Below are 18,599 nucleotides of genomic sequence, written 5' to 3' on the forward strand. Positions count from 1 at the left end.
CATTGTTACACCATCGGCACTAATGAAAGCGCGTTTTCGGCAGACAGGGTAGGGTTGTTTAAGCTGCCGCTGGCGCGTGAAATTGCCGCGCAGGCCATCGCAAAACGGGCGCTGTCACGGAAATTGTTTCCTTCCAGAAAGCTATATACCAGACCCGCCATAAAACCATCGTCAGCACCAAAACTGTCTACTGTCGTATGCGCTGGTGCGGTCAGCAAAAATTGTTCTCCATCCTTTTCGCTGCAATAAACTGACTCATCGGGCAAATAAACAAACAGTTGCTGAACGCCTTGCTGATGCAACGCATTCACTGCGGCATTACGGTCAGCATCGCTGGTGATCGCCTGTCCCCATAAAATTTCCAGCTCCGGTAAAGTGGGTTTCAGGGTGTGAATATGCGCCAGCCAGTGTTTGATTTTGCCCGCTTTGAATTCTGAAACGGTATCGACAAACACCGGGATTTCATCAGCGAGGGTAAAGACCCACTCCAGCGCCTCGGCTGTCAGGTTGCAATCAGCCAGTACCACGCCCGCATGACGAAGTAAATCGCGCGACCCGTTCAGTAGTTGCGGTGTCAACTGTTCCAGCAGATGGGTATCGTTAATCGCCAGCACGGTTTGATCGTCTCGATTGGCAATTGCCAGATACGTCGATGTGCTTTGACCATGTAAACGAACGCAGCCGGAGACATTCACGCCGGCGCGGCGCGTTTCTTCCAGGAGCATTTCGCCATAAAAGTCATCGCCAATCACTGAAAGCAAATGGACGTCGCGGCCTAACAGCGCCAGATTGTGGGCGATATTGCGTCCAACGCCGCCTGCCGAGCAATGAATTGTACCGGGATGAGAAGCCGCTTGCGGGTAACGGATATCCGCCATCCCGCGAATATCCATATTGATTGTCCCCACCACTACGCAGTATTCCTGCTCGGTGAGAATGTAACCTTTGCCTTTAATCCGACCTTTGCGCATTAAATCCATAATATGCGCCGCAACACGCGAACGGCTGATTTGCAGCATATCCGCAATTTCGTTCTGCTGAATCAGCGGGTTACGCCGTAAAATTGCAAGGATCTCCTTTTCCCGGTTATTCATCTTCAGGCTACCGCTTTTTCAGTTTGTTGCGCTTTCAGCCAGGCGATCTCTTCTGCCCAGATATCCGGGTTGATGGTTTCAAGGATCAGCGGAATGCCGTCGAAACGGTCGTCCTGCATGATCCAGCGGAACGCATCATGACCGATATTGCCTTCACCAAGGCTATGATGGCGGTCAACGCGGCTGCCAAAGGTGCTTTTCGCATCGTTAAGGTGCATCCCGCGCAGATACTTAAAGCCGACAATACGGGCAAAATCCGCGAACGTTTTCTCGCATTCGGCTGGAGTACGCAAATCATACCCGGCAGCGAAAGCATGGCAGGTATCAATGCAGACGCCGACGCGGGATTTATCTTCCACGCCGTCGATAATCGCCGCGAGATGTTCGAATTTAAACCCTAAGTTGCTGCCCTGACCGGCGGTGTTTTCAATCACCGCTGTCACACCTTGAGTTTTATCCAGCGCAATGTTGATGGATTCGGCAATACGCGCAAGGCAATCCTCTTCTGAAATCTGCATCAGATGGCTGCCAGGGTGGAAGTTGAGCAAAGAAAGCCCCAGCTGTTCGCAACGCTGCATTTCATCTATAAACGCATCGCGCGATTTTTCCAGAGCTTCAGCGACCGGATGTCCGAGGTTAATCAGATAACTGTCGTGGGGAAGAATTTGCGCCGATGTGTAGTGATATTTTTCACAGGCGGCTTTGAATTCATCGATGGTTTGCGTCGTGAGCGGTGCGGCACGCCACTGACGTTGGTTTTTGGTGAACAAGGCAAACGCGGTTGCGTCGATTTCGGCGGCGCGAATTGCGGCATTTGCCAGACCGCCAGCAGCACTAACGTGCGCTCCAATGTATTTCATGCGAGGACTCCTGTTAAACCCGCTGGAGGAAAACGGTAATGATAGCGGGTTAACAGGAGCAAGATGTAGTGGTTTATGCGATGACGCTTTGAATCACATAGTTAATCGCACCACCACCAACAATCAGCCAGGCAAACAGTACCAGTGCCATCAGCAGAGGTTTCGCCCCGGCTTTTTTCAGTGCGCTGACGTGAGTGGTCAGACCCAGCGCCGCCATCGCCATTGCCAGCAGGAAGGTATCCAGCGTTACCAGCATGTTCACCACGCTCTGCGGTAACAGGTGGAACGAGTTAAAGATGGCAACTACGATGAACAAGATGGCAAACCACGGAATAGTGATTTTGCTTTTCTCGCCGCTGTTCGCCCCAGACAGCTGTTTAACACGCGCCGCCAGCAGGATGAGGAACGGAGCCAGCATCATCACGCGCAGCATTTTGGAAATAACTGCTGCGTTTTCTGCATCCGGGCTGATGGCATGACCTGCCGCCACCACCTGCGCCACTTCGTGCACAGTAGAACCAATGTAGATACCGAAAGTTTCCGGACTAAACCATTGAGACATCAGCGGATATATCGCCGGGTAGAGGAAAATCGCGACGGTCCCGAAGATAACAACGGTTGCAACAGCCACGGTTACTTTACTGGCTTCCGCTTTCACTACCGGCTCAGTCGCCAGTACCGCGGCAGCACCACAGATACTGCTACCGGCACCGATCAACCAGCTGGTGTGCTTATCCAGACCAAACACTTTCTGCCCCAGGAAGCAAGCCAGCAGGAAGGTACTGGACAGCGTCAACACGTCAATGATGATCCCACTGATACCGACATCGGCAATTTGCGAGAACGTCAGACGGAAGCCATAAAGAATGATACCCAGACGTAATAAATATTGCTTGGCAAACAGCACACCACCGTCACAGCTTTTCCAGATGTGCGGATAGATGGTGTTGCCTAAAACCATCCCCAACAAGATTGCGAGGGTGAGGGCACTAAACCCGGCACCCGCAACCGCGGGAATGGAACCACCCCACAGGGCGACCCCGGTGATAACTGCACTCAGGGCTAACCCCGGAATAAAATGCCACAGTGTACGATGTTGTTTCTGTAAGGTGATATTCGTCATAACCCTCTCCTTTAACCGGGCATAAGGTTACGACTAACTGGTTTAAAAATAAAATTGATTATATATTTATAATTAATCTTTATAAGTGGTAAGCGACTATGCACATCACCCTCCGGCAGTTGGAAGTTTTTGCAGAAGTATTGAAAAGTGGATCAACCACCCAGGCGTCGGTGATGCTGGCGTTGTCGCAATCAGCAGTGAGCGCAGCCTTGACCGACCTGGAAGGGCAGCTTGGCGTGCAACTGTTTGATCGCGTGGGGAAAAGACTGGTAGTTAATGAACACGGGCGACTGCTCTATCCGCGTGCGTTGGCACTGCTTGAACAGGCGATCGAAATCGAACAACTGTTTCGCGAAGACAACGGTGCGATTCGTATCTATGCCAGTAGTACCATCGGTAACTACATTCTGCCTGCAGTTATCGCCCGTTATCGCCATGATTATCCGCAGTTGCCGATTGAACTTAGCGTTGGGAACAGCCAGGACGTGATGCAAGCGGTGCTGGATTTCCGTGTTGATATTGGCTTTATTGAAGGACCGTGCCACAGCACTGAAATCATTTCTGAACCGTGGCTGGAAGACGAGCTGGTGGTTTTCGCCGCGCCGACTTCGCCATTGGCTCGTGGTCCGGTCACCTTAGAACAGCTGGCCGCTGCGCCGTGGATCCTGCGTGAACGCGGCTCCGGCACGCGGGAGATTGTCGATTATCTGTTGCTGTCACATTTACCGAAGTTTGAGATGGCGATGGAATTAGGTAACTCCGAGGCAATCAAACATGCGGTGCGTCATGGGTTGGGAATTAGTTGCCTGTCGCGGCGGGTGATTGAAGATCAATTGCAGGCAGGCACATTAAGTGAAGTTGCGGTCCCTCTGCCGCGCCTGATGCGTACGTTGTGGCGTATACATCATCGGCAAAAACACCTTTCCAACGCGCTACGGCGCTTTCTGGACTATTGCGATCCCGCGAATGTACCGCGTTAAGTTGCTGTACAAGAACATGCTGGTGCTGTGTCGATTTCGTGACGCAGCGCCCTCAGCATGCATTCGCCAGAAAAGAGATTGGCTGCTTTACTTATAATCCCTGGGCGATCATGAAGGTGTCTTATAACCGTGTATTTCTGCCGGAAGGATTGCCAATCGTCTGCTACAATCGCGCCTCATTTTTAAGATGGATAGCATTTTTGTATGGGTTCCGAAACTAAAACTACAGAAGCGCCGGGCTTACGCCGTGAATTAAAGGCGCGTCACCTGACGATGATTGCCATTGGCGGTTCCATCGGTACAGGTCTTTTTGTTGCCTCTGGCGCAACGATTTCTCAGGCAGGTCCGGGCGGGGCATTGCTCTCGTATATGTTGATTGGCCTGATGGTTTACTTCCTGATGACCAGTCTCGGTGAACTGGCTGCATATATGCCGGTTTCCGGTTCGTTTGCCACTTATGGTCAGAACTATGTTGAAGAAGGCTTTGGCTTCGCGCTGGGCTGGAACTACTGGTACAACTGGGCGGTGACTATCGCCGTTGACCTGGTTGCAGCTCAGCTGGTCATGAGCTGGTGGTTCCCGGATACACCGGGCTGGATCTGGAGTGCGCTGTTCCTCGGCGTTATCTTCCTGCTGAACTACATCTCAGTTCGTGGCTTTGGTGAAGCGGAATACTGGTTCTCACTGATCAAAGTCACGACAGTTATTGTCTTTATCATCGTTGGCGTGCTGATGATTATCGGTATCTTCAAAGGCGCGCAGCCTGCGGGCTGGAGCAACTGGACAATCGGCGAAGCGCCGTTTGCTGGTGGTTTTGCGGCGATGATCGGCGTAGCTATGATTGTCGGCTTCTCTTTCCAGGGAACCGAGCTGATCGGTATTGCTGCAGGCGAGTCCGAAGATCCGGCGAAAAACATTCCACGCGCGGTACGTCAGGTGTTCTGGCGAATCCTGTTGTTCTATGTGTTCGCGATCCTGATTATCAGCCTGATTATTCCGTACACCGATCCGAGCCTGCTGCGTAACGATGTTAAAGACATCAGCGTTAGTCCGTTCACCCTGGTGTTCCAGCACGCGGGTCTGCTCTCTGCGGCGGCGGTGATGAACGCAGTTATTCTGACGGCGGTGCTGTCAGCGGGTAACTCCGGTATGTATGCGTCTACTCGTATGCTGTACACCCTGGCGTGTGACGGTAAAGCGCCGCGCATTTTCGCTAAACTGTCGCGTGGTGGCGTGCCGCGTAATGCGCTGTATGCGACGACGGTGATTGCCGGTCTGTGCTTCCTGACCTCCATGTTTGGCAACCAGACGGTATACCTGTGGCTGCTGAACACCTCCGGGATGACCGGTTTTATCGCCTGGCTGGGGATTGCCATTAGCCACTATCGCTTCCGTCGCGGTTACGTATTGCAGGGACACGACATTAACGATCTGCCGTACCGTTCAGGTTTCTTCCCACTGGGGCCGATCTTCGCATTCATTCTGTGTCTGATTATCACTTTGGGCCAGAACTACGAAGCGTTCCTGAAAGATACCATTGACTGGGGCGGCGTAGCGGCAACGTATATTGGTATCCCGCTGTTCCTGATTATTTGGTTCGGCTACAAGCTGATTAAAGGAACTCACTTCGTACGCTACAGCGAAATGAAGTTCCCGCAGAACGATAAGAAATAAGTTTCCTCCCTTCCTTGCTAAGCCCTCTCAACCGAGAGGGCTTTTTCAATTCCATTTCCCTGACAAATCATGCGGATATAAAATTTAACATTTGGATTGATAATTGTTATCGTTTGCATTATCGTTACGCCGCAATCAAAAAAGGCTGACAAATCAGAGGCTGTTCCGGCTTTCTGGGATGATCACCTGCATACAAATAAGTCCACCGCGATGCTGCCGTACGCAAGGGGACGTAAAGAAGATGTGAGCGATACCCATTTTATTTTCGTAGTTACCTCATGGAAATATGGAATGTTTAGGTTGAACCCTTTCGTACGGGTCGGGCTGTGTTTGTCCGCTATTTCTTGTGCATGGCCTGTGTTAGCGGTCGATGATGATAGCGAAACGATGGTTGTCACTGCATCTTCCGTTGAACAAAACCTTAAAGATGCACCTGCCAGTATCAGCGTCATTACCCAGGAAGACCTGCAGCGAAAACCGGTACAGAATCTGAAGGATGTCCTCAAAGAAGTGCCTGGCGTACAACTGACGAACGAAGGGGATAACCGTAAGGGCGTTAGTATTCGTGGTCTGGACAGCAGCTACACCCTGATTCTCGTCGACGGTAAACGCGTTAACTCCCGCAATGCCGTCTTCCGCCACAATGATTTCGATCTGAACTGGATCCCGGTCGATTCCATCGAACGTATTGAAGTGGTTCGTGGCCCGATGTCGTCGCTGTACGGCTCCGATGCGCTCGGCGGTGTAGTGAATATCATCACCAAAAAAATCGGTCAGAAATGGTCGGGTACCGTTACCGTCGATACCACCATTCAGGAACATCGCGATCGCGGTGATACCTATAACGGTCAGTTCTTTACCAGTGGACCATTAATTGATGGTGTGCTGGGAATGAAAGCTTACGGCAGCCTGGCAAAACGTGAAAAGGATGACCCGCAAAACTCAACGACCACCGATACCGGAGAAACGCCGCGTATTGAAGGATTCTCCAGCCGCGACGGCAATGTCGAATTTGCCTGGACACCGAATCAAAATCACGATTTTACTGCCGGATACGGTTTCGACCGTCAGGATCGTGATTCCGACTCGCTGGACAAAAACCGTCTGGAACGCCAGAACTACTCCGTCAGCCATAATGGGCGTTGGGATTACGGCACCAGCGAACTGAAATACTACGGTGAGAAAGTCGAGAACAAAAACCCTGGCAACAGCAGCCCGATAACTTCCGAAAGCAATACGGTCGACGGTAAATACACGTTGCCGCTGACGGCGATTAATCAGTTTCTCACGGTTGGCGGTGAATGGCGTCACGACAAACTTAGTGATGCGGTGAACCTGACCGGGGGAACCAGCTCCAAAACGTCTGCCAGCCAGTACGCGCTATTTGTGGAAGATGAATGGCGGATCTTCGAGCCGCTGGCGCTGACGACCGGCGTACGTATGGACGATCATGAAACCTACGGTGAACACTGGAGTCCGCGTGCCTACCTGGTTTATAACGCCACCGACACCGTAACGGTGAAAGGGGGCTGGGCGACGGCATTTAAAGCGCCTTCTCTGTTGCAACTTAGCCCTGACTGGACGAGCAATTCCTGCCGTGGCGCATGTAAGATTGTGGGTAGCCCGGATCTGAAACCTGAAACCAGCGAAAGTTGGGAGCTGGGGCTTTACTACATGGGTGAAGAAGGCTGGCTGGAAGGGGTTGAATCCAGCGTGACCGTTTTCCGTAACGATGTGAAAGATCGTATCAGCATTAGCCGTACGTCTGACGTCAACGCTGCACCGGGCTACCAAAACTTTGTCGGTTTTGAGACGGGCGCTAACGGACGGCGCATACCGGTATTTAGCTACTACAACGTTAACAAAGCTCGTATTCAGGGCGTGGAAACCGAACTGAAAATTCCGTTCAACGATGAATGGAAACTGTCGATCAACTACACCTACAACGATGGTCGTGATGTCAGCAACGGCGAAAACAAACCGCTATCCGATCTGCCGTTCCATACTGCTAACGGTACGCTGGACTGGAAACCGCTGGCACTGGAAGACTGGTCATTCTATGTTTCCGGACACTATACCGGGCAGAAACGCGCCGACAGCGCGACGGCTAAAACACCGGGCGGTTATACCATCTGGAATACCGGCGCGGCCTGGAAGGTGACTAAAGACGTCAAACTGCGCGCAGGCGTGCTGAACCTTGGCGACAAGGATCTCAGTCGTGACGACTACAGCTATAACGAAGACGGACGTCGTTACTTTATGGCAGTGGATTATCGCTTCTGATGAGAAGATGCCCGGCGAACCGGGCGGACTTTCACTTCAGTAAATACTGCGCATGGAAGCGCAGGTGATCCTCTATAAAAGAGGCGATGAAGTAGTAACTGTGATCATATCCCGGCTGAATACGCAGCGTCATCGGCCACGCTTTCTGGCGCGCGGCTTCTGCCAGCACTGCGGGTTGCAGCTGGTCGGCAAGAAACTGATCATTATCACCCTGATCGATAAGCGTCGGGATCGCATCCTGCGCGTTACTGGCATACATCAGCGCACAACTGTCCCATTCCAGCCATGCATTTTTGTCCTCACCTAAATAGCTGCTAAACGCTTTAATGCCCCAGGGTACGCTGCATGGATTCACAATCGGCGCAAAGGCGGAAACGCTGGTGTATTTGCCCGGGTTTTTCAGCGCCATAATCAATGCACCGTGACCACCCATTGAATGACCGCTAATAGCGCAGCGGTCGCTGACATTAAATTGCGACTGAATCAGCGCCGGTAATTCATCGCGCAGATAATCATACATCCGGTAATGCGTCGCCCAAGGCGGTTGCGTGGCATTAAGATAAAAGCCTGCGCCCTGGCCTAAATCGTAGCCATCATCGTTGGCAACCTGTTCGCCGCGCGGGCTGGTGTCTGGCATCACCAGTACAATCCCCAGTTCTGCCGCCACGCGCTGGGCACCCGCCTTGATGGTGAAGTTCTCGTCATTGCAGGTTAATCCGGAAAGCCAGTACAGCACTGGTGGCGGGGTGTGATCACGAGGTGGTGGGAGGAAGATACTGAACGTCATCGGGCAGTTTAAGGTACTGGAGTCGTGTCGCCAGCGTTGCTGCCAGCCTTCAAAACAGCGGTGCTCTTCGAGCATTTCCATGCGTGGCTCCTTGTTGTGTTGTTTGCAATTTCTTCATCATACCGTTTATTCAATGTGCTGTGAGTAACTTTCACTTCCGTATTTGCATAACGATGTTTTAACATCTGCTGATGAAAGGCAGCGGCAATTACAATAATTATCGCTGTGAATACTGGATTATGTGCGCCGCCTCACGCACAATAATCAGGCTGTAAATCAGCTTAATAACTTTGCCCCCACGCAGGGCGGAGGCGTCACACCTGCAGGAGAAATCATAAATGCCATCACTCAGTAAAGAAGCGGCCCTGGTTCATGAAGCGTTAGTTGCGCGAGGACTGGAAACACCGCTGCGCCCGCCCGTGCATGAAATGGATAACGAAACGCGCAAAAGCCTTATTGCTGGTCATATGACCGAAATCATGCAGCTGCTGAATCTCGACCTGGCTGATGACAGTTTGATGGAAACGCCGCATCGCATCGCTAAAATGTATGTCGATGAAATTTTCTCCGGTCTGGATTACGTCAATTTCCCGAAAATCACCCTCATTGAAAACAAAATGAAGGTCGATGAAATGGTCACCGTGCGCGATATCACCCTGACCAGCACCTGTGAACACCATTTTGTTACCATCGATGGCAAAGCGACGGTGGCTTATATCCCGAAAGATTCGGTGATCGGTCTGTCAAAAATTAACCGTATTGTGCAGTTCTTTGCCCAGCGTCCGCAGGTGCAGGAACGTCTGACCCAGCAAATTCTCATTGCGCTACAAACGCTGCTGGGCACCAATAACGTGGCTGTCTCTATCGACGCGGTGCATTACTGCGTGAAAGCGCGTGGCATCCGCGACGCAACCAGTGCCACAACAACGACCTCTCTTGGTGGATTGTTCAAATCCAGTCAGAATACGCGCCACGAATTTCTGCGCGCTGTGCGTCATCACAACTGATTAAAAGGCAGGAACCATGGAGCGCAACGTCACGCTCGATTTTGTTCGCGGCGTCGCCATTCTGGGGATCCTGCTATTAAACATCAGCGCCTTTGGGCTACCAAAGGCGGCTTATCTCAATCCCGCCTGGTACGGCGCTATTACGCCGCAGGATGCATGGACCTGGGCATTTCTCGATCTCATCGGCCAGGTGAAATTCCTCACGCTTTTTGCGCTGCTGTTTGGTGCTGGCCTGCAAATGTTGCTGCCCCGTGGCAGACGCTGGATCCAGTCGCGGTTAACGCTGTTAGTCTTGCTGGGCTTTATTCACGGTTTATTGTTCTGGGACGGCGATATTCTGCTGGCTTACGGGCTGGTGGGCTTAATCTGCTGGCGGCTGGTGCGCGATGCGCCATCGGTAAAAAGCCTGTTTAATACAGGCGTCATGCTTTATCTGGTGGGGCTTGGCGTTTTGATGTTATTGGGGCTGATTTCCGACAGCCAGACCAGCCGCGCCTGGACGCCGGATGCATCGGCTATTTTGTATGAAAAATACTGGAAGCTTCACGGCGGCGTTGAAGCGATCAGTAATCGTGCCGATGGTGTTGGTAACAGTTTACTGGCACTGGGCGCACAGTATGGCTGGCAACTGGCAGGGATGATGCTCATTGGTGCGGCGCTGATGCGCAGCGGCTGGCTGAAAGGGCAGTTCAGCTTACGTCACTATCGTCGTACTGGTTTTGTGCTGGTGGCGATTGGGGTGATCATTAACCTTCCTGCCATCGCCCTGCAATGGCAGCTGGACTGGGCGTATCGCTGGTGTGCCTTCTTACTTCAAATGCCGCGGGAACTGAGTGCGCCGTTTCAGGCGATTGGCTATGCGTCGCTGTTTTATGGCTTCTGGCCGCAATTGAGCCGCTTTAAGCTGGTGCTTGCGATCGCCTGCGTCGGACGGATGGCGCTGACCAACTATCTATTGCAAACGCTGATTTGTACCACGCTTTTTTACCACCTCGGTTTGTTTATGCATTTTGACCGTCTGGAGCTGCTGGCGTTTGTTATTCCGGTATGGCTGGCGAATATCCTCTTCTCTGTTATCTGGCTGCGTTACTTCCGCCAGGGGCCGGTGGAATGGCTCTGGCGTCAGTTAACTTTGCGTGCTGCCGGACCGGCAATATCTAAAACATCAAGATAACGATCTGGATCACATTCGTTAACAAAACGGCTGTAACCGTTTCCATTGCTGTGACTCGATTCACGAAGTCCTGTATTCAGTGCTGACAAAATAGCCGCCAGCAAGCAGTCATTTACTGCAATCTCATAACAGGTAGTGAATATGATCACCATTCGTGATGTAGCGCGTCAGGCTGGCGTCTCTGTGGCAACGGTTTCCCGAGTGCTCAATAACAGCACGCTGGTCAGTGCCGACACGCGTGAAGCAGTAATGAAAGCCGTGAGTAAGCTGGATTATCGACCAAATGCCAATGCCCAGGCGCTGGCAACTCAGGTTAGCGACACCATTGGCGTGGTGGTGATGGACGTTTCTGATGCGTTTTTCGGCGCGCTGGTAAAAGCGGTGGATCTGGTCGCCCAGCAGCATCAGAAATACGTGCTAATCGGCAATAGCTATCATGAAGCGGAAAAAGAGCGTCACGCCATTGAGGTGTTAATTCGCCAGCGTTGTAATGCATTGATTGTTCACTCAAAAGCATTGAGTGACGATGAACTGGCACAATTTATGGATAACATTCCCGGTATGGTGTTAATCAACCGCGTTGTGCCGGGGTACGCCCATCGTTGCGTTTGCCTGGATAATCTCAGCGGTGCCCGAATGGCGACGCGCATGTTGCTGAATAACGGTCATCAACGTATTGGTTATCTTTCTTCCAGTCACGGCATTGAAGATGACGCCATGCGTAAAGCAGGCTGGATGAGTGCGTTGAAAGAGCAGGATCTTATTCCGCCGGAAAGCTGGATTGGCACTGGCACGCCGGACATGCCGGGTGGTGAGGCGGCGATGGTTGAACTGCTGGGGCGCAATCTACAACTTACCGCTGTATTTGCTTATAACGACAATATGGCCGCTGGCGCACTGACAGCATTAAAAGATAATGGCATTGCGATTCCGTTACATCTCTCAATCATCGGTTTCGATGATATTCCCATCGCCCGTTACACCGACCCGCAATTAACGACTGTGCGTTATCCCATTGCTTCAATGGCTAAATTAGCCACCGAACTGGCCTTGCAGGGGGCAGCAGGCAATATTGATCCTCGTGCTAGCCACTGTTTTATGCCGACGTTAGTGCGTCGCCATTCTGTCGCAACGCGCCAGAATGCGGCGGCGATCACTAACTCAACAAATCAGGCGATGTAACCGCTTTCAATCTGTGAGTGATTTCACAGTATCTTAACAATGTGATAGCTATGATTGAACCGTTTTAACGTTGTAACCCGTATGTAACAGTGAATAATCACTTTCACCGAGGTAATAGCGTCATAACAACAATTAAAGCCGTTTTCTGGAGCGTTACCGGGCATGGAAGAACGAATTTTAAAAAGTGAGCTTCGGCGTTCAGTAACACTTCATTAACTCTACTGCCCCGCCGAGCATTTATCTCAAGCACTACCCTGCATAAGAAAAACCGGAGATACCATGAATAAGAAGGTGTTAACCCTGTCTGCTGTGATGGCCAGCATGTTATTCGGTGCCGCTGCACACGCTGCTGATACTCGCATTGGTGTAACAATCTATAAGTACGACGATAACTTTATGTCTGTAGTGCGCAAGGCTATTGAGCAAGATGCGAAAGCCGCGCCAGATGTTCAGCTGCTGATGAATGATTCTCAGAATGACCAGTCCAAGCAGAACGATCAGATCGACGTATTGCTGGCGAAAGGGGTGAAGGCACTGGCAATCAACCTGGTTGACCCGGCAGCTGCGGGTACGGTGATTGAGAAAGCGCGTGGGCAAAATGTGCCGGTGGTTTTCTTCAACAAAGAACCGTCTCGTAAGGCGCTGGATAGCTACGACAAAGCCTACTACGTTGGCACTGACTCCAAAGAGTCCGGCATTATTCAGGGCGATTTGATTGCTAAACACTGGGCGGCGAATCAGGGTTGGGATCTGAACAAAGACGGTCAGATTCAGTTCGTACTGCTGAAAGGTGAGCCGGGCCATCCGGATGCAGAAGCACGTACCACTTACGTGATTAAAGAATTAAACGACAAAGGCATCAAAACTGAACAGTTACAGTTAGATACCGCTATGTGGGATACCGCTCAGGCGAAAGATAAGATGGACGCCTGGCTGTCTGGCCCGAACGCCAACAAAATCGAAGTGGTTATCGCCAACAACGATGCGATGGCAATGGGCGCGGTAGAAGCACTGAAAGCACACAACAAGTCCAGCATTCCGGTGTTTGGCGTCGATGCGCTGCCAGAAGCGCTGGCGCTGGTGAAATCCGGTGCACTGGCGGGCACCGTACTGAACGATGCTAACAACCAGGCGAAAGCGACCTTTGATTTGGCGAAAAACCTGGCCGATGGCAAAGGTGCGGCTGATGGCACCAACTGGAAAATCGACAACAAAGTGGTCCGCGTACCTTATGTTGGCGTAGATAAAGACAACCTGGCTGAATTCAGCAAGAAATAAGACTGATTGGGCGCAGTCGTTTACTGCGCCCTTATTGTATGGCCAACAAGGTAAAATTATATGGTCAGCTCAACGACTCCGTCTTCCGGGGAATACTTGTTGGAAATGAGCGGTATCAACAAGTCTTTTCCTGGTGTTAAGGCACTTGATAACGTTAATTTAAAAGTCCGGCCACATTCTATCCATGCATTAATGGGGGAAAACGGCGCAGGAAAATCAACATTATTAAAATGCCTGTTTGGTATTTATCAAAAAGACTCCGGCACCATTTTATTCCAGGGTAAAGAGATCGATTTCCATTCTGCAAAAGAAGCGCTGGAAAATGGTATTTCGATGGTACACCAGGAGTTAAACCTGGTATTACAACGTTCGGTGATGGATAACATGTGGCTGGGGCGATATCCCACCAAAGGCATGTTTGTCGATCAGGACAAAATGTACCGCGAAACCAAAGCGATTTTTGATGAACTGGATATTGATATCGATCCGCGTGCGCGCGTCGGCACATTATCCGTTTCGCAAATGCAGATGATCGAAATCGCCAAAGCGTTTTCCTATAACGCGAAAATTGTGATTATGGATGAACCGACTTCTTCGTTAACCGAAAAAGAAGTTAATCATCTGTTTACTATTATTCGTAAATTAAAAGAGCGCGGCTGCGGTATTGTTTATATCTCGCATAAAATGGAAGAAATCTTCCAGTTATGTGATGAAGTTACCGTATTGCGCGACGGTCAGTGGATCGCCACTGAACCGCTGGCAGGACTGACGATGGACAAGATCATCGCCATGATGGTTGGGCGTTCTCTTAACCAACGTTTCCCTGACAAAGAAAACAAGCCGGGCGAAGTGATTCTTGAAGTGCGTAACCTGACGTCGCTGCGCCAGCCGTCGATTCGCGATGTCTCGTTTGATCTGCATAAAGGGGAGATCCTCGGTATTGCCGGTCTGGTGGGGGCGAAACGTACCGATATTGTTGAGACGTTATTTGGTATTCGCGAGAAATCGGCTGGCACCATTACGTTGCACGGCAAAAAGATCAATAACCATAATGCCAACGAAGCCATAAACCACGGATTTGCACTGGTAACTGAAGAGCGCCGCTCAACGGGAATTTATGCCTATCTGGATATCGGTTTTAACTCGTTAATTTCCAATATTCGCAACTACAAAAATAAAGTTGGTTTACTGGATAACTCGCGGATGAAAAGTGATACCCAGTGGGTGATTGATTCGATGCGGGTAAAAACACCGGGGCATCGGACGCAAATTGGTTCGCTCTCAGGTGGTAATCAGCAAAAGGTGATTATTGGTCGCTGGCTGTTAACGCAACCAGAAATATTAATGCTCGATGAACCGACGCGCGGTATTGATGTCGGGGCGAAGTTTGAGATCTATCAGTTAATTGCCGAGCTGGCGAAGAAAGGCAAGGGGATTATTATTATCTCCTCCGAAATGCCAGAGTTGTTAGGGATAACAGACCGTATTCTGGTCATGAGTAATGGTCTCGTTTCCGGAATTGTCGATACAAAAACAACAACGCAAAACGAAATTCTGCGTCTTGCGTCTTTGCACCTTTAAGATTAGGGGCTTCCCATGAGTGCGTTAAATAAGAAAAGTTTTCTTACTTACCTGAAAGAGGGCGGTATTTACGTCGTTCTTTTAGTTTTGCTGGCAATTATTATTTTCCAGGATCCTACATTTTTAAGTCTGTTGAACTTAAGTAATATTCTCACCCAGTCATCGGTGCGTATTATTATCGCGCTTGGTGTGGCAGGGTTAATTGTCACCCAGGGGACCGACCTTTCTGCGGGGCGTCAAGTAGGGCTGGCGGCAGTGGTGGCAGCGACATTATTGCAGTCCATGGATAACGCCAACAAAGTGTTCCCGGAAATGGCGACGATGCCGATTGCGCTGGTTATTCTGATTGTCTGTGCCATTGGTGCGGTGATCGGTTTGATCAACGGTCTGATTATCGCCTATCTCAACGTGACGCCGTTCATTACCACGCTCGGCACGATGATCATCGTCTATGGCATCAACTCGCTCTATTACGACTTTGTCGGGGCGTCGCCGATTTCTGGTTTCGACAGTGGCTTCTCTACCTTTGCTCAGGGCTTTGTCGCGCTGGGGAGTTTCCGTCTCTCTTACATCACCTTCTACGCGCTGATTGCGGTGGCGTTCGTCTGGGTGTTGTGGAACAAAACCCGCTTCGGCAAGAACATTTTTGCCATTGGCGGTAACCCGGAAGCGGCAAAAGTATCTGGTGTCAACGTCGGCCTGAACCTGCTGATGATCTACGCGTTGTCTGGCGTGTTCTATGCCTTTGGCGGGATGTTAGAAGCCGGACGTATCGGCTCTGCCACCAACAACCTCGGCTTTATGTATGAGCTGGATGCTATCGCGGCGTGCGTGGTAGGCGGTGTATCGTTCAGCGGCGGTGTGGGGACGGTGATTGGCGTGGTGACCGGGGTAATTATCTTTACGGTCATTAACTATGGCCTGACGTACATCGGCGTAAACCCATACTGGCAGTACATCATCAAAGGGGCGATTATTATCTTCGCCGTGGCACTGGATTCACTGAAATACGCGCGTAAGAAGTGATGTGAATGTGGGTATTGCCGGATGCGCCGCATCCGGCAATCGGTGCCAAATGCCGGATGCGTCTCTGGTTTTACAACGTTACCGGGTGTTCTTTCTCTCCCTTCTTAAACTTCACTTCTCCGAGATCAATACAACCCACCGGGCAGACGTGACCACAAAGCAGGCAACCAACACATTTCTCGGTATTACAATGCGGTGTACGGGTTTTCTCGCTCCATTCCATCGCCTGGTGACCGCCGTCGTAACAGGAAATATAACAGCGTCCACAGCCAACACATTTATCAAGATTGATATGGGGATAGACAATATAACTGCGGTCTAAATCTTCCGCCGGAACAATATTGTGATTCGCCAGACCTACCATTTCCTGCAACGAATCAAACCCCTGATCGGCAAGATAATGTGACAACCCGCTCGCCATATCTTCCACTATCCGATAGCCGTACTGCATAATGCCGGTGGTCACCTGTAACGTTGCTGCGCCGAGCAATAAAAACTCCGCCGCATCTTCCCAGGTTTCAATGCCGCCGATACCGCTGATCGGGAAATCGCGCAGTTCTGGATGGGTGCGCATTTGCTGAATAAAGCGCAGGGCGATCGGTTTTACCGCTTTACCGGAATATCCGGAAATACTCGATTTACCGTTCACGATCGGCATACCGATTTTCTGATTAAGATCGATATTGGTGATGGATTTAACGGTGTTAATTGCCGCAATGCCATCTGCGCCGCCGCGCTTCGCCGCCAGCGCCACTTCGCACATATCACCGATATTCGGCGTCATCTTCGCCAGCATCGGCAGCGTGGAACCCCGTTTCACTGCCCGACAATATTTTTCTACCAGCTCCGGGCTTTGCCCGACATCGCTACCCATCGCATGAGAAGTCATTTGCGGACAGGAGAAGTTACACTCGATCATATCCGCGCCAGCTTCTTGCACCAGGCGCGCCAGATCTTCCCACTGCTGCTCATTTTCCCCCATGATCGAAGCGATCAATACTTTGTCCGGGTAATCTTCTTTCAGCCGACGCAGGGCGGCCAGATTATCTTCCAACGGATGTTCAGCAATCTGCTCCATATTTTTGAAGCCGATAAAACCGGTATCTTCTTTCACCAGATGATCAAAACGCGGCGAGACTTCGTTGGCGATAAAAAAGCCGATCGTTTTAAACACCACGCCGCCCCAGCCAGTGTCGTAGGCTTTGGCACACATCTCATAGCAGTTGCCTACCGGCGAAGAAGAGAGGCAGAACGGGTTGGGAAACTTCACGCCGCAAAAAGTAATCGAAAGATCTTTCGTTAACATGAGCAAGCTCCCTCTAAATAGTGATGAATCGCCCCGGCGGCTTCTTTCCCGGTTTTCACTGCATAGACCACGGTTTTGTCACCCTCAACAATATCGCCAGCAGCAAAGACTTGCGGATCGCGGGTCTGGTAATTTTGTGTATTGATGGTGTTACGCTGCGGCTCTAACTCCGCAAAGGCATCCAGTCTGGCATGCTGACCGACGGCGAGAATAATTTTATCTGCCGCCATCGTCAGTTCGCCCGGTAACCGTACATGCTTAAACGTGACTTTATTGCCTTCCACGGCTACTGGCGTGAATCCATCAATGATCGAAACGCCCAGCTCCCGGGCGCTGGCAAACTCTTTTTCGCTTGCCGGAAACTCATCTAACTCTTCACGCGCTACGCAAGTTACTGCCTGACAGCCGAGAACTTTCAGCGTGCTGGCTACGTCCATCGCGACATCACCGCCGCCAATAATTAATGCGCTTTGTGGAATGCTGATATCGCCTTGCGCCTGTCGTGCACGTTGCAAGAAGTCGACGGCAATCTCAACGTCGCTATGCTCAAACAGTGGTAGCCCGGAACCGCTAGATAACCCCACGGTGACCAGTACCGCGCGGTTTTCCGCTTTCAGCTGCTCCAGGGTGAGTGTTTTACCGATTTCGTTATTGCACTTAATGGTCACGCCCATTTTTTCAATACGGGCGATTTCTGCATCCAGTACTGATTGCGGTAACCGGAATTGCGGAATGCCGTTACGCAACCAGCCACCGGGTTGTGCTTCTTTCTCATAGATCGTGACGTCATAACCCTGGTTTGTCAGTGTCACACTGGCCTGCAATCCGGCAGGACCAGCGCCAATAATGGCGACTTTGCCGAGCGTTTTAGTACCGGGCTGATAAATTTCCATCCCAGTTTGTTGTTCAAAATCAGTAACAAAACGCTGTAAGCGACCGATATCAATGGGAGTATCAACACCGGCACGGGTACAACCGCTTTGGCATAATTTCTCCGTCGGGCACACTCTGGCACAAACGGCACCGAGGGCATTATTTTCGCGAATTGTCTCGGCAGCGCCTTTAAAATTACGAAAGTAGATTGAGCGAATAAATTTCCCCGGATTGGTCTGTGCCGGGCAAGCCTGACTACAGGGGGCGTCATGGCATAATAAACAGCGAGAGGCTTCTTTAATCGCCAGTAAAGGCGTAAAAGCCGGAGTGAGTTCATCCAGATAATTTTGTTGCGGCATGTGATCTTCCTT

General features: G+C 51.0%; 15 protein-coding genes. 9 read left to right on the forward strand and 6 right to left on the reverse strand.

What is annotated here, in order from left to right; translation table 11 throughout:
* Positions 1–5: 5 nt before the first annotated feature.
* The 3 genes from ACJHYR_RS14070 to ACJHYR_RS14080 form a co-directional block, all read right to left on the reverse strand.
* On the reverse strand, positions 6–1,094 hold the full coding sequence (locus tag ACJHYR_RS14070) for a sugar kinase (protein WP_001615318.1): 1,089 nt from the start codon (positions 1,092–1,094) through the stop codon (positions 6–8).
* Between the two features lie 2 nt (positions 1,095–1,096).
* Positions 1,097–1,954, reverse strand: coding sequence for a deoxyribonuclease IV (nfo, locus tag ACJHYR_RS14075; RefSeq protein ID WP_000873880.1), 858 nt, complete (start codon positions 1,952–1,954; stop codon positions 1,097–1,099).
* A gap of 73 nt (positions 1,955–2,027) precedes the next feature.
* Entirely contained in the window at positions 2,028–3,077 is a 1,050-nt protein-coding gene (locus ACJHYR_RS14080; RefSeq protein WP_000182053.1) for a YeiH family protein, read from the reverse strand.
* A gap of 98 nt (positions 3,078–3,175) precedes the next feature.
* Between ACJHYR_RS14080 and yieE the strand changes: the two genes are divergently transcribed.
* The 3 genes from yieE (at position 3,176) to cirA (ending at position 8,014) form a co-directional block, all read left to right on the forward strand.
* Positions 3,176–4,057, forward strand: coding sequence for a DNA-binding transcriptional regulator YeiE (gene yieE / locus ACJHYR_RS14085; protein ID WP_000548286.1), 882 nt, complete (start codon positions 3,176–3,178; stop codon positions 4,055–4,057).
* A 204-nt stretch (positions 4,058–4,261) separates the two neighbouring features.
* Positions 4,262–5,731: a lysine-specific permease gene (lysP, locus tag ACJHYR_RS14090; RefSeq protein ID WP_000534384.1), complete on the forward strand. Its 1,470-nt coding sequence runs from the start codon at positions 4,262–4,264 to the stop codon at positions 5,729–5,731.
* A gap of 291 nt (positions 5,732–6,022) precedes the next feature.
* Positions 6,023–8,014: a catecholate siderophore receptor CirA gene (cirA, locus tag ACJHYR_RS14095; RefSeq protein ID WP_000489293.1), complete on the forward strand. Its 1,992-nt coding sequence runs from the start codon at positions 6,023–6,025 to the stop codon at positions 8,012–8,014.
* Between the two features lie 31 nt (positions 8,015–8,045).
* Here the strand turns inward: cirA and yeiG are convergent, their stop codons facing one another.
* Positions 8,046–8,882, reverse strand: coding sequence for an S-formylglutathione hydrolase (gene yeiG, locus ACJHYR_RS14100; RefSeq protein WP_000425427.1), 837 nt, complete (start codon positions 8,880–8,882; stop codon positions 8,046–8,048).
* A 257-nt stretch (positions 8,883–9,139) separates the two neighbouring features.
* Between yeiG and folE the strand changes: the two genes are divergently transcribed.
* The 6 genes from folE to mglC all read left to right on the forward strand — a co-directional run bounded on the left by folE (position 9,140) and on the right by mglC (position 16,049).
* Positions 9,140–9,808 (forward strand): GTP cyclohydrolase I FolE, encoded by a 669-nt coding sequence (gene folE, locus ACJHYR_RS14105; protein ID WP_001139615.1) that lies wholly within the window; start codon positions 9,140–9,142, stop codon positions 9,806–9,808.
* A gap of 16 nt (positions 9,809–9,824) precedes the next feature.
* A complete protein-coding gene (gene yeiB, locus ACJHYR_RS14110) occupies positions 9,825–10,982 on the forward strand; it encodes a DUF418 domain-containing protein YeiB (RefSeq protein ID WP_000440913.1) in 1,158 nt (385 codons plus the stop codon).
* Between the two features lie 141 nt (positions 10,983–11,123).
* A complete protein-coding gene (gene galS / locus ACJHYR_RS14115) occupies positions 11,124–12,164 on the forward strand; it encodes an HTH-type transcriptional regulator GalS (RefSeq protein ID WP_000628679.1) in 1,041 nt (346 codons plus the stop codon).
* Between the two features lie 279 nt (positions 12,165–12,443).
* Positions 12,444–13,442 carry a galactose/glucose ABC transporter substrate-binding protein MglB gene (gene mglB / locus ACJHYR_RS14120; RefSeq protein ID WP_001036964.1) on the forward strand — a complete coding sequence of 333 codons (999 nt, stop codon included), beginning with the start codon at positions 12,444–12,446 and terminating at the stop codon, positions 13,440–13,442.
* 60 nt (positions 13,443–13,502) lie between these two features.
* Positions 13,503–15,023, forward strand: a complete 1,521-nt coding sequence (mglA, locus tag ACJHYR_RS14125) for a galactose/methyl galactoside ABC transporter ATP-binding protein MglA (RefSeq protein WP_000255032.1) — start codon at positions 13,503–13,505, stop codon at positions 15,021–15,023.
* A gap of 15 nt (positions 15,024–15,038) precedes the next feature.
* Entirely contained in the window at positions 15,039–16,049 is a 1,011-nt protein-coding gene (mglC, locus tag ACJHYR_RS14130; protein WP_001275118.1) for a galactose/methyl galactoside ABC transporter permease MglC, read from the forward strand.
* A gap of 70 nt (positions 16,050–16,119) precedes the next feature.
* Here the strand turns inward: mglC and preA are convergent, their stop codons facing one another.
* Complete coding sequence (gene preA, locus ACJHYR_RS14135) at positions 16,120–17,355, reverse strand: NAD-dependent dihydropyrimidine dehydrogenase subunit PreA (RefSeq protein ID WP_000956034.1); 1,236 nt, start codon at positions 17,353–17,355, stop codon at positions 16,120–16,122.
* The gene (gene preT, locus ACJHYR_RS14140; protein WP_059327979.1) at positions 17,349–18,587 is read right to left on the reverse strand and encodes an NAD-dependent dihydropyrimidine dehydrogenase subunit PreT; all 1,239 of its coding nucleotides are present in this window, start codon (positions 18,585–18,587) and stop codon (positions 17,349–17,351) included. Before preT ends, preA begins: the two co-directional genes overlap by 7 nt.
* Positions 18,588–18,599: the final 12 nt, after the last annotated feature.

This window comes from Escherichia sp. WS1450 (genome assembly GCF_046487395.1).
In the GTDB taxonomy this organism is placed as follows: Bacteria; Pseudomonadota; Gammaproteobacteria; order Enterobacterales; family Enterobacteriaceae; genus Escherichia; species Escherichia coli.

What these genes read in the sequence shown, in the direction of transcription:
- yeiB (WP_000440913.1), top strand. Translation starts at nt 9,825, where the DNA reads ATGGAGCGCAACGTCACGCTCGATTTTGTTCGCGGCGTCGCCATTCTG.
- ACJHYR_RS14080 (WP_000182053.1), bottom strand. Translation starts at nt 3,077, where the DNA reads ATGACGAATATCACCTTACAGAAACAACATCGTACACTGTGGCATTTT.
- ACJHYR_RS14070 (WP_001615318.1), bottom strand. Translation starts at nt 1,094, where the DNA reads ATGAATAACCGGGAAAAGGAGATCCTTGCAATTTTACGGCGTAACCCG.
- galS (WP_000628679.1), top strand. Translation starts at nt 11,124, where the DNA reads ATGATCACCATTCGTGATGTAGCGCGTCAGGCTGGCGTCTCTGTGGCA.
- preT (WP_059327979.1), bottom strand. Translation starts at nt 18,587, where the DNA reads ATGCCGCAACAAAATTATCTGGATGAACTCACTCCGGCTTTTACGCCT.
- folE (WP_001139615.1), top strand. Translation starts at nt 9,140, where the DNA reads ATGCCATCACTCAGTAAAGAAGCGGCCCTGGTTCATGAAGCGTTAGTT.
- mglA (WP_000255032.1), top strand. Translation starts at nt 13,503, where the DNA reads ATGGTCAGCTCAACGACTCCGTCTTCCGGGGAATACTTGTTGGAAATG.
- yieE (WP_000548286.1), top strand. Translation starts at nt 3,176, where the DNA reads ATGCACATCACCCTCCGGCAGTTGGAAGTTTTTGCAGAAGTATTGAAA.
- mglC (WP_001275118.1), top strand. Translation starts at nt 15,039, where the DNA reads ATGAGTGCGTTAAATAAGAAAAGTTTTCTTACTTACCTGAAAGAGGGC.
- lysP (WP_000534384.1), top strand. Translation starts at nt 4,262, where the DNA reads ATGGGTTCCGAAACTAAAACTACAGAAGCGCCGGGCTTACGCCGTGAA.
- preA (WP_000956034.1), bottom strand. Translation starts at nt 17,355, where the DNA reads ATGTTAACGAAAGATCTTTCGATTACTTTTTGCGGCGTGAAGTTTCCC.
- nfo (WP_000873880.1), bottom strand. Translation starts at nt 1,954, where the DNA reads ATGAAATACATTGGAGCGCACGTTAGTGCTGCTGGCGGTCTGGCAAAT.
- yeiG (WP_000425427.1), bottom strand. Translation starts at nt 8,882, where the DNA reads ATGGAAATGCTCGAAGAGCACCGCTGTTTTGAAGGCTGGCAGCAACGC.
- mglB (WP_001036964.1), top strand. Translation starts at nt 12,444, where the DNA reads ATGAATAAGAAGGTGTTAACCCTGTCTGCTGTGATGGCCAGCATGTTA.
- cirA (WP_000489293.1), top strand. Translation starts at nt 6,023, where the DNA reads ATGTTTAGGTTGAACCCTTTCGTACGGGTCGGGCTGTGTTTGTCCGCT.